Below are 10,995 nucleotides of genomic sequence, written 5' to 3'. Positions count from 1 at the left end.
GAAATATATTTCTCAAACCATTTTTTTAAAATCCTAAACTATCTAGAATTTTTTCTCCTAATTTTCTATTTTTACCCTTATATGGGTAACAGTGAATATGGATAGCAGGATTAAAATTAATCTCGATTATCCCATGATTATTGTCATTTGGAAGTTCTTTGATGTCTTTAATCATCATATCCACGCCACAGATAGTAGCATTTGCTGCCTTGGCGGATTCTATGGCAATCTGTTTATATTCATCCATAATATCATCGGTGAAGTCTATACTGTCTCCTCCAGTGCTTATATTGGAATTTTCTCTGAGATATATAGTTTCATCTTTTTTCGGTATATAATCAAAATTTAAATTTTGGCTTGCTAAAAATGTCTCCTCAGCTTCTCCTAGACTTATTTTCTGTAGAGGTTTTTTGTAACCTGTTCCTCGTAACACATCTTTATTTTTTTCTTCGACCAATATTCTGATAGAACTTTTCCCATTTCCTACAACATTTGCAGGGACTCTATGTAGTATTCCTACGACTTTATTATCTAATACAAAAATTCTATATTCTTTACCCTCTATAAATTCCTCTATTAGGATAGAACTGTCTTCACCAAAGGCAAATTTTAGAGCATTTTCATAATCTAGTGCAGTAAACTCCTTGGGAAGGATTGTGATTCCTAATCCAAAATTAGTGGAGTTAGGTTTGACTACTGTTTTTGTCCCCTGATATTTGTACAAATCATCTATAGCATCCTGTGAGTTAGTATAATATCCTCCTTTAGGAACTTTTATATGATTCTTTTCTAGGATTTTTTTAGTGACCAATTTATTTTCCATGATCAATACTGTACTGTAAGAATCTAAAGAAGTTTTAGTAGCTTGAACTATGTATTCTGTTTTTCCATCCTTAGTCAAGGAGATAAAATTTTCTTTTCGATCTAAGATATTAAATTTGATACCTCTTTTAATAGCATCTTTGAGTAAAATTTGGGTCGAAAGTTCCAAGTCTTCATATCCTCTTAGGGAGAAGTTATCGATTTTACTTTTTTCATGATATTTTTTAGCTAAATTTAGATTGAAATCTATAAAACCTTCTTTCCTTATTCCATTTTCGATTTGACTTGAGATAAGAAGATCACTGTTGTGAAATGATTCCAAAGCCTCTCTGAGAGTATTAGTATAATTTGAATTAGAAATTTTTAGCATTTCCACAATTTTTTCAATTTTTAAAACAATGTCTAATCCTAGTTCTTTTAAAAATTTAAATTTATCTCCATCAAATAATTCTAAATTTGTTTTTCTACCATAGTGGGCAACAAGATCATGGTTTTTATTTCCTTGAAGCATATCTTTTTCTGTAAGACTGTCCTCATCTATAAATAAACAAAATAATAAAAATAGGTGTACAAAGTATAATTGATCTATAGAAATTCCTGTTTTTATCATGGGGTTAAGGTCTAATAATCTAACTTCTAAATATTCAATTCCGTCCTCTTCAATGGATTTCAATAAGTTTGTGTTATCCTTAGCCTTTAATCTGATAGGACTATAATATTCCTTTTCACTGATCAATTTTTCTTGTGAGATCAATTTTTTGATATCTTCTACATATTTTTTTCTAGAATCATATGAGATATTAAACACTTCTTTATTTTTATATCCACACATTCCATTTCTAAAAGAATTTCCCGAGGTATAAGAAAATGAATCAGGGGCTACTTCATCTAACATATCTACACATTTTCTACTATATGTACCATGGATACTTGGATTAGCTCCAAATAAATATATAAGGATCCATCTATATTTAAAGAAATTTCTAGAGATCTTTAGGTAAATATCATCTTTGAATAATTTGAAATCTGAGTTCTCAGACTCATTATATAATAAATTTAAAAATTCATCTTTAAATGAGAAGTTATAGTGAATTCCTGATAAAAGTTGTTTTTGTTTACCATATTTCTGAGAGAGGTAATCTCTATATTTTTCAGCACGATTCCCTTCGCATGTTTCTTCAAATTGAGAAACAGGGATATCTTTTTCGTCTGGAAGTGATGGAGGAGTACTTTGAGGCCAAAGATATTCGTTTTTTAGTTCGAGACTCACAATATCATGTAAACTATCTAAAAAATTATAAGTTTCCTCGATTGTGTCCATAGTGGGAGTAATTATCTCTACTTGACTCTCAGAAAAGTCAGTGGTAATGTATGGATTTTTCAACTTATTTCCAAAGATGTTAGGATGTTTTGTCATAGCAAGATGACCATTAAAATCTACCCTAACATTTTCTTTTTCTATTCCAAAATTACATTTAGTTAAAAATCTATTTAATTTTTTATCGTTTATGGTGTTTATTAAGTTTTGCATATAATACCCCCTGATGGCTTTTGGCCTAATGAATGATTAAATTTAGAACCTTTTCTTTACCACGAATTACGCGAATAAAATCTCTGAGTTGTATCTTTTGACCTTAATTTTAAATTGATTTAATCTATGGTATCTGTGTCAAAGGTTTTCTTACTTAAAAATTTGTGAATATTAGTGTTTATTCGTCGGTTAAGATTTTTAATTTTTTAAGATGGATTGTAAACCAAATTGGGAGTACTATACCTTTGAATATACTACTGATTGTAATACTCCACCAAATTCCATTTAACCCCAATGCTGTGGCAGAGAGTAGGAGAGCCATAGGTATACGAGCACCCGTAAGGATGACACTCACAATAGATGGAGGCAGTGTTTTTCCAATTCCTTGGAATCCCCCTACAGTGGTCATTTCAAGGACCATGAATAGTTGTGATACACCTAATATTCGTAAGTAGTTAGCACCTAAATTAACTATATAATCATCTTGTAAAAATATTCTGAATATAGCTTCTGGAAAGGTTATCAGGATGAAACTTACAAAGATTCCTAACACAGAGATAATTCCAATAGCATTGAGATATCCTTTTTTTATCCTATCGTATTTTTTAGCTCCATAGTTTTGTCCTACAAAGGCAGCGAGTGCTCCTTGAAATCCACCTGCTGTAATCCATGAGATAGATTCTATCTGTACCCCTACTCTTTGAACAGCTATGGCGTCTGCCCCCCAATTGGCTATAATTCTTGCGATAAATACAGAGAATCCTGTAAAAAGAACCCTTTGAGCAGCAACAGGAGCACCGATTTTAATAATATCTTTAGTTTTTTTTATGTCATAGGTAAATCCACCGGTAAATACCTTATAAATTTTTCTTAAATAGATAAATAAAATAATTGAAACGATTGTTTGTGCTATAACAGTTGCTATAGCAGCTCCTACGACTTCTAATTTTGGAAATCCAAATAATCCAAAGATTAATATAGGATCTAAAATTATATTTAAGATAAGCCCGATACTTGTTATTAAAAATGGAGTTTTACTATCCCCGTGTCCATTAAATATCCGAGTAAAAACAAGCGACAATGCGGAAAAAAAAATTCCAAAGGCTGTAATTGTCATATAATCTAAGGCCATCTTTTCAATTTCTGGGTTATTTAGTTTGAAAAATCCTATAAGTTGAGATCTAAAAATAAAAATTCCAACTATAAAAATAGTAATGAGGACTACCGTATTAATAATAGAGGTTTCAGCGTAGGAATTTGCTTTTTTATAATTTTTTTCTCCTACAGACTGGGATGTTCTGATCCCTGTACCTATAAAAAAGAGAGCTGTTATTGCAAATCCAAATTTCAGAAAAAATCCAGCAGTACCAACGGCAGCTACAGCACCATTTCCTAGTCGTCCAATCCAAATCATATCTATCATATTATATGCCATTTGAATCAAAGACATCCCCATGATAGGTAGGGAAAGGAGGGTTAATTTATAGAGAATATTTCCCTCGGTTAAATCATATTTTTTTTTCATTAATGTTCTCCTTGTACTCTCTCTCGCCTATCTTAACTCCTTTCTTGTTGTCGGTTTTTCACGACTATCTAAAATTAAGTGTAATTAAAACTTGATTTAGAATGTGAACTCTCGAATCAGAGGAAACTATCGAAATTGCTTCGTAGCATTTACATTGGTTTCTCTATTTTTAGAGAAACCGTAAGAGGGAGGAGTAAAGAGAGAATGCCGACGGGCGAGAGAGGGTTTCTATAATAGTTTTTTGATATAGTTAGTGGCAAGATCTTCACAGTTCCTTAAAAGATCAAGAGTTTTCTCATCTGATATACGATAATGGGAGTAGTTTCCCTCTTTTCTTTTAGCAATTAGACCTGCATTACTGAGAATTTTTAGGTGTTGAGATAGATTTGCCTGGGTAAATTCAGTGTTATCCACTAATTTACATACACATAGTTCTCCATTAACTAATTTTTTTAAGATCTTTAATCTTAACGGGTGACCTAAAGCTTTGAATATTCGAGCTTGAAAATCAATGTTATTCATGAGTTACCTCCTTAAGTATTTAACTAAATAATTATTTGCTTATATATTAAGTTATTTTAATTATAAAAGCAAGTAATATTTATTAAATAAAATTTTAGATTTTATTGTGTGTTAAATAGATGTATAATATATTATTATTTTTATAAAAGGAGTGTAGTAAGATGAAAATAGCATTTGTATGTAATGGAAATTCCTTCAAATCAATTATAGGTGAAAAATTTGGAAATGAATTTAATGATGGAACTTTTGAGATCTTTTCAGCAGGGACAAAACCGGCAGAAAAGTTAAACGAAGTCGGTAAAAAAATAATGGAAAGCAGAGGCTACTCTATGGATGGTTATTTTCCTAAAGATATGGATAAATTACCTTCTAAATTAGATGTTTTGGTAAAAATGGGTTGTAATATAGACTGCCCGATATATATGGCAGATAAAGTTGTAAATTTTGGATTAGAGGATGTAACTGATAAAGAAAAATGTATAGAACTAATAGAGATAAAGGTAAAAGAATTATTAGAAACTTTAAGAAGAGGTAGAAAAAAAGAATCCACAGCTAGTTGTTGAGGAGATGTAACAGATAATTCTGGAATGGAATTAAAAGAAGAGAAAAAAATAAAAACTCCTACAGAGAAAAAAATGTATGAATATATCTGCTATTGTGACAAGGTAACTAAAGGAGATATTATTGGTGCTATATTTGGAGGAGCTAAAACTTTGAAAGAAGTAATGGCAATAACTGGAGCGATGAAAAATTCAAATTGTAAGGAAAAAAATCCAAAAAGGATCTGTTGTGGAGACGATATAATGGAACTAATAAAAAAGTATAGTTAAGTAAAGTCAATTAATAACAGATTAAAATGAAGTGGTATTAAAAGTTAGAAGAAGGGAAATAAAGGGGTGTTAAAAATAACGAATATATAGTATAATGCCCTGTAAAATATAATAAATTTAAGGAGTGATTATTCAATGAATATCATGTTATTTGGAGCACCAGGTGCCGGAAAAGGGACACAAGCAAAATTTCTAATAGAGAAGTATGATATACCTCAGATTTCAACAGGAGATATTTTGAGAGCAGCTATAAAAGCTGGAACAAAGATGGGATTAGAAGCAAAGAAATTTATGGATGAAGGGAAATTAGTACCTGATTCAACTATTATTGGAATAATAAGAGATAGACTAGCAGAAAAAGATTGTGTAGAAGGATTTATATTGGATGGATTCCCTAGAACAATACCTCAAGCAGAGGCTTTGGAAAAACTAATGGATAATATGAAAATATCTCTTGATAGAGTAATATCTTTAAATGTAGCTGATGATTTGATTGTAGACAGAATTACTGGAAGAAGAGTGTGTCCTAAATGTGGTGCATCTTTCCATGTTGAATTTAATCCACCAAAATCTACAGATATCTGTGACTATTGTGGAGAAGCATTAATCATAAGAAAAGATGATACGGCTGAAACTGTTGTAAATAGATTAGCTTCATATCATGCTCAAACTGCACCATTATTTGATTTTTATACTACTAGAGGAATAATGGCAGAAGTAGATGGAACAAAGGATGTTTTAGAAGTTAAAGAAGATATATTTAAAATATTAGGGTAAAGTTATCTAAAAAAGGTGAGCTGGCTCACCTTTTTTATTAAGACCTCACTTTTTTTTCTCTCCTAATTTAGGAGAGAGGCGAGGATATTTTGTTTTGTTTCTTTTTGACATCGTAATTTTCTTATAACCAAAAGAAAATTTCATACTCGTCAATCGAGAAGCTTAGGAAAAGAGGTCAGGAAGAGTAAGGAGGAAAAATGTCAATAACAATTAAGACTAGAGACGAGATAGAAAAGATAAAGGCTTCAAATCAGATAATCGCTAGATTATACAATGAGATATTACCTAGTAAGATAGTTCCAGGAGTATCAACAAATGAGTTGAATAAAATAATAGAAGATTATATTATAAGCCAAGGTGCAATTCCTGCAACTATAGGAGTAGGAGGGCCATCTAATGCTTATCCAGCGGGGTCATGCTTATCTGTAAACGAAGAGGTTGTCCACGGAATTCCTGGGGATAGAATCTTACAAGAGGGAGATATAATCAGTGTTGATACTGTAACTAACCTAGATGGTTACTTTGGAGATTCTGCAATAACTTTTCCTGTTGGAGAGATAGATGAAGAGTCTAAGAAGTTATTAGAAGTAACAAAAGAAGCTTTAGAAGTAGGGATCCAGGAGTGTTATGCTGGAAACAGATTAGGAGATCTTGGTCATGCTATAGAAAGTTATGTGAAGAAAAACAAATTTACAGTAGTAAGAGATTTCTGTGGTCATGGAGTAGGGCATGCTATGCATGAAGATCCTATGGTAATGAACTTTGGAAGAAAAGGTAGAGGGATAAAATTAGTAGAAGGAATGGTGATTGCCATAGAACCTATGGTGAATTCTGGTTCTTATAAGGTTGGCATTTTAGGTGATGGTTGGACAGCGGTAACTAAGGATGGGAAAAGAAGTGCACATTTTGAACATTCAGTAGCTATTGTAGGTGGAAAACCACTAGTTTTAAGTAGATATGAAAAATAAAATTTTGATTATAAATATTAGATCTAACCTAGTAAAATAGAGTTTTTGAACAATATAATGACAGATCTGTATAACAACATTTTTATCTTTGTTGGAAACTAAAAAAAATAGGGGAAAACAAAAATAAAAAGTAGACTTCTTGTGTGACTTATGATATAATAATTCGGTATTAACAATAAGTTTCGAGGAGGAAGTATGGCGAAACAAGACGTAATAGAATTAGAAGGAGTAATACTTGAAACGTTACCTAATGCTATGTTTAAAGTAGAATTAGAGAATGGACATGTGATTTTAGGTCACATATCAGGAAAGATGAGAATGCATTACATTAGAATCTTGCCTGGAGATAAGGTATTAGTTCAAGTTTCACCTTATGATTTATCAAGAGGAAGAATTGTTTACAGAAAAAAATAATTTTTTTGTGAGAGGAGGTTTCAAATGAAAGTAAGAGCATCAGTAAAGCCTATTTGCGATAAGTGTAAAGTCATCAAAAGACATGGAAAGATCAGAGTAATCTGTAAATCTAATCCTAAGCACAAGCAAGTTCAAGGGTAATTGAAAGCAACACACATTTGAAAAATGCGTACTGTAAAGATATGTTGACCTGTAGAGGCGGTACTTTTGGGTGAAAATTCGAAGTAATCAAAAGGCATGTCGAGGAAAGTGTTTAGCTGGTTATTATACCAAGCGATATATAAAGTAAACGAGGAGGAAAATACGTGGCAAGAGTAGCAGGAGTAGATATCCCTAGAAATAAGAGAATCGTAATCGCATTAACTTATGTCTTTGGAATCGGACAAACAACTTCACAGAAAGTTTTAACTGAAGCTGGAGTAAGCTTTGACGTTAGAGTTAAAGATATGACTGAAGAAGAATTAAACAAAATCAGAGCTATAGTTGACGGAATTAAAGTTGAAGGTGACTTAAGAAAAGACATCAGAATGGACATTAAGAGACTATTAGACATCAGATGTTACAGAGGTTCTAGACATAGAGCAAACTTACCTGTAAGAGGACAAAAGTCTAAAACTAATGCAAGAACTGTTAAAGGACCAAAGAAAGCAGTTAATAAGAAATAATAATAATAATAAATCTAATTATATAGAAAAATTTAAGTAAGGAGGAGTTAACTTGGCTAAGAAAAGAGGCGCAGTTAAGACTAAGAAGAAAATAAAGAATATTCCTTTGGGAATAGCTCATATACATTCAACTTTTAACAACACTATCATCGCTATCACAGATACTGAAGGAAGAGTTGTAGCTTGGAAATCTGGAGGAACTTCAGGATTCAAGAATACTAAAAAAGGAACTCCATTCGCAGCTCAAATAGCAGCGGAAGAAGTAGCTAAAGCAGCTATGGAACATGGAATGAAAAAGGTAGAAGTAAGAGTGAAGGGACCTGGTTCAGGCCGTGAAGCTACTATCAGATCATTACAAGCAGCTGGATTAGAAGTATCAAAAATTGTTGATGCTACACCAGTTCCACATAATGGATGTAGACCACCTAAAAAGAGAAGAGTGTAGTTCACTTATTCAAAATTATTGTAGATAAAAAAAATTCTGATTATCGGAGTTAAATAAGAAAAAAAAGGAGGATATAGGTCAATGGCAATTAATAGACAGCCTGTATTAAAGAGATGTAGAGCTCTTGGATTGGATCCAATAGTTTTAGGTATAAATAAAAAATCAAACAGAGGTCCTAGACCCAATGCAAATCAAAAACCAACTGAATATGCTATTCAATTAAGAGAAAAGCAAAAAGCGAAATTCGTATATGCTGTAATGGAAAAGCAATTCAAAAAATTATATGAAGAAGCTTCAAGAAAAGATGGAGTAACTGGTCTTAACTTAATTCAATATTTAGAGAGAAGATTAGAAAATGTAGTATACAGAATGGGGTTTGTTTCAACTAGAAGACAAGCTAGACAAATTGTATCTCATGGACATGTTTCTGTAAACGGAAGAAAAGTAAATATCGCATCATACAGAGTTAAAGCTGGAGATGTTGTAGCAGTTATAGAAAATTCAAAAAATGTTGAACTTATCAAATCTGCAATTGAGGAAGCTAATGCTCCTTCATGGATTGAATTAGATAAAGCAAACTTTGCTGGAAAAATCTTACAAAACCCTACAAAAGACGATATGGACTTCGAACTTAATGAAGCATTAATCGTAGAATTCTACTCAAGATAATAAGTTTTGAGAGCACAAAATTTTATGTAGGAGTGATTCAATGTTAAAGATCGAAAAATTAGCAAGAAATATAAACATTACAGAAGAAAAAACTAGTGAATTTAGTGGAAGTTATGTAGTGGAACCTTTATATAGAGGGTATGGAAATACGATTGGTAATGCACTTAGAAGAGTATTATTATCATCTATTCCAGGAACAGCTATTAAAGGTGTAAGAATTGACGGTGTTTTAAATGAATTTTCTACTATGGAAGGCGTTAAAGAAGCTGTAACTGATATTGTCCTTAATGTTAAGGAAATTATCGTTAAAGCGGATGAACCTGGTGAGAAAAAAATGACATTATCAATAGAGGGACCAAGAGTTGTTACAGCTGCAGACATCATTCCTGATGCTGGTTTAGAAGTAATAAATCCTGATCATGTTATCTGTACAGTTACTACTGGCAGACAAGTAGATATGGAATTTATTGTGGATACTGGAGAAGGTTTTGTAGTCGCAGATGAAATTGATAATTCAGATTGGTCTGTTGAGTATATAGCAGTTGATGCAATATATACTCCAATCAAAAAAGTTTCTTACTCTGTAGAAGATACTATGGTAGGAAGACAAACTGATTTTGATAAATTAACTTTAAATGTTGCAACTGATGGAAGTGTTGAAATCAGAGATGCAATTTCATATGCAGTAGAGCTATTAAGTTTCCACTTTAACCCATTCCTAGAGATTGGGGATAGAATGGATAGCTTGAGAGATCAAGATGAAGAAGAATTAAATGATGAACCTGCAACAGCTGTTGTTGAAAACAATGTAGCGGGAACTAAAATTGAGGAGTTAGATCTTACTGTTAGATCATTCAATTGTCTTAAAAAAGCTGGAATTGAAGATGTTGGGCAACTTTCTGAGATGGGATTAACTGAATTGTTAAAGATCAAGAACTTAGGAAGAAAATCATTAGATGAAATTTTAGATAAAATGAGAGAATTAGGTTTTGACTTACAGGGTAACAATACCTCTAATTAATCTTATAAGCAAAGGAGGCTAGCTTAAAAATGAATCATAATAAATCATATAGAAAGTTAGGTAGAAGATCGGACCATAGAAAAGCTATGTTAATGAACTTAACTATCTCTTTAATAAATGAAGAAAGAATAGAAACAACTGTAACTAGAGCGAAAGAATTAAGAAAGTTCGCAGAAAGAATGGTTACTTTAGGTAAAAAAGGAGATTTAGCATCAAGAAGAAGAGCACTTGCATTCTTAAGAGACAAAGATACTGTGGCAAAGTTATTTGCTGAAGTAGCTCCTAAATATACTGAAAGAAAAGGTGGATATACTAGAATTATGAAAACTGGTATCAGAAGAGGAGACTCTTCACCAATGGCAATAATCGAATTAGTATAATTCAATTATAAGTAGCTAGATCACTATGTGATCTAGCTACTTTTTATTTATAAAAAAGTTAAAAAATAAGAAAGAAGAAGCTTATTGCTTCTCCTTTCTTATTTTTTTGAAAACTTATGATTTACTATGAGTGCTCCAAAGACACATCCCATCCCGATAAATGAAATAAGATTAGGAGATTCATTAGGTAAAATACTCCAACTAATAATTGCTCCAGAAACAGGAATAAAAAACTTAAACATATTTAATTCTGATACTTTTACGTCATCTACCTGAATTAAGAAAAACCAGATAGAAAATGCAATAGCTGATACTAATGCCAACCAAACTAAAGCTATATAAAAATTAATTGGTTGTTTCAATTGAATTTTTCCTTCGAAAACTCTCCCAATTCCTAGAAGGATAAGTCCTCCCCATAACATTTGG

At 31.8% G+C, this 10,995-nt stretch carries 15 protein-coding genes; 11 read left to right on the top strand and 4 right to left on the bottom strand.

Annotated elements, in window-relative coordinates; translation table 11 throughout:
* Positions 1-25: 25 nt before the first annotated feature.
* The 3 genes from gshAB to WBG30_RS15035 form a co-directional block, all read right to left on the bottom strand.
* Positions 26-2,353, bottom strand: a complete 2,328-nt coding sequence (gene gshAB / locus WBG30_RS15045; protein WP_424505470.1) for a bifunctional glutamate--cysteine ligase GshA/glutathione synthetase GshB — start codon at positions 2,351-2,353, stop codon at positions 26-28.
* A gap of 178 nt (positions 2,354-2,531) precedes the next feature.
* Complete coding sequence (locus WBG30_RS15040) at positions 2,532-3,878, bottom strand: MATE family efflux transporter (protein WP_424505468.1); 1,347 nt, start codon at positions 3,876-3,878, stop codon at positions 2,532-2,534.
* Positions 3,879-4,106: 228 nt separating this feature from the next.
* Complete coding sequence (locus WBG30_RS15035) at positions 4,107-4,400, bottom strand: ArsR/SmtB family transcription factor (RefSeq protein ID WP_424505467.1); 294 nt, start codon at positions 4,398-4,400, stop codon at positions 4,107-4,109.
* Between the two features lie 161 nt (positions 4,401-4,561).
* Here WBG30_RS15035 and WBG30_RS15030 point away from each other — a divergent pair, with 161 nt between their 5' ends.
* The 11 genes from WBG30_RS15030 to rplQ all read left to right on the top strand — a co-directional run bounded on the left by WBG30_RS15030 (position 4,562) and on the right by rplQ (position 10,569).
* A complete protein-coding gene (locus WBG30_RS15030; RefSeq protein ID WP_424505466.1) occupies positions 4,562-4,963 on the top strand; it encodes a hypothetical protein in 402 nt (133 codons plus the stop codon).
* Between the two features lie 24 nt (positions 4,964-4,987).
* Positions 4,988-5,230 carry a (2Fe-2S)-binding protein gene (locus WBG30_RS15025; protein ID WP_424505465.1) on the top strand — a complete coding sequence of 81 codons (243 nt, stop codon included), beginning with the start codon at positions 4,988-4,990 and terminating at the stop codon, positions 5,228-5,230.
* Positions 5,231-5,365: 135 nt separating this feature from the next.
* Positions 5,366-6,007, top strand: a complete 642-nt coding sequence (locus WBG30_RS15020) for an adenylate kinase (RefSeq protein ID WP_424505464.1) — start codon at positions 5,366-5,368, stop codon at positions 6,005-6,007.
* A gap of 197 nt (positions 6,008-6,204) precedes the next feature.
* Positions 6,205-6,975 carry a type I methionyl aminopeptidase gene (gene map, locus WBG30_RS15015; RefSeq protein WP_424505463.1) on the top strand — a complete coding sequence of 257 codons (771 nt, stop codon included), beginning with the start codon at positions 6,205-6,207 and terminating at the stop codon, positions 6,973-6,975.
* A gap of 195 nt (positions 6,976-7,170) precedes the next feature.
* Entirely contained in the window at positions 7,171-7,389 is a 219-nt protein-coding gene (gene infA, locus WBG30_RS15010; RefSeq protein WP_028854821.1) for a translation initiation factor IF-1, read from the top strand.
* Positions 7,390-7,413: 24 nt separating this feature from the next.
* The gene (rpmJ, locus tag WBG30_RS15005; protein WP_028854822.1) at positions 7,414-7,530 is read left to right on the top strand and encodes a 50S ribosomal protein L36; all 117 of its coding nucleotides are present in this window, start codon (positions 7,414-7,416) and stop codon (positions 7,528-7,530) included.
* A 164-nt stretch (positions 7,531-7,694) separates the two neighbouring features.
* The gene (gene rpsM / locus WBG30_RS15000; RefSeq protein WP_424505462.1) at positions 7,695-8,054 is read left to right on the top strand and encodes a 30S ribosomal protein S13; all 360 of its coding nucleotides are present in this window, start codon (positions 7,695-7,697) and stop codon (positions 8,052-8,054) included.
* 52 nt (positions 8,055-8,106) lie between these two features.
* On the top strand, positions 8,107-8,499 hold the full coding sequence (rpsK, locus tag WBG30_RS14995; RefSeq protein ID WP_424505461.1) for a 30S ribosomal protein S11: 393 nt from the start codon (positions 8,107-8,109) through the stop codon (positions 8,497-8,499).
* A gap of 81 nt (positions 8,500-8,580) precedes the next feature.
* Positions 8,581-9,168 (top strand): 30S ribosomal protein S4, encoded by a 588-nt coding sequence (gene rpsD / locus WBG30_RS14990; RefSeq protein ID WP_424505460.1) that lies wholly within the window; start codon positions 8,581-8,583, stop codon positions 9,166-9,168.
* 40 nt (positions 9,169-9,208) lie between these two features.
* A complete protein-coding gene (locus WBG30_RS14985) occupies positions 9,209-10,189 on the top strand; it encodes a DNA-directed RNA polymerase subunit alpha (RefSeq protein WP_424505459.1) in 981 nt (326 codons plus the stop codon).
* 29 nt (positions 10,190-10,218) lie between these two features.
* Positions 10,219-10,569, top strand: coding sequence for a 50S ribosomal protein L17 (gene rplQ, locus WBG30_RS14980; protein WP_028854827.1), 351 nt, complete (start codon positions 10,219-10,221; stop codon positions 10,567-10,569).
* Positions 10,570-10,667: 98 nt separating this feature from the next.
* On the opposite strand, the gene WBG30_RS14975 is transcribed toward rplQ, so the two are convergent.
* Positions 10,668-10,995 (bottom strand): EamA family transporter (locus WBG30_RS14975; RefSeq protein ID WP_424505458.1); only part of this gene is annotated, 328 nt, incomplete at its 5' end.

It is taken from the genome of Psychrilyobacter sp., assembly GCF_049671765.1.
Taxonomy (GTDB): Bacteria; Fusobacteriota; Fusobacteriia; order Fusobacteriales; family Fusobacteriaceae; genus Psychrilyobacter.
The sequence above is the reverse complement of the archived record's forward strand: the minus strand, read 5'-3'. Positions and strand labels throughout refer to the sequence as shown.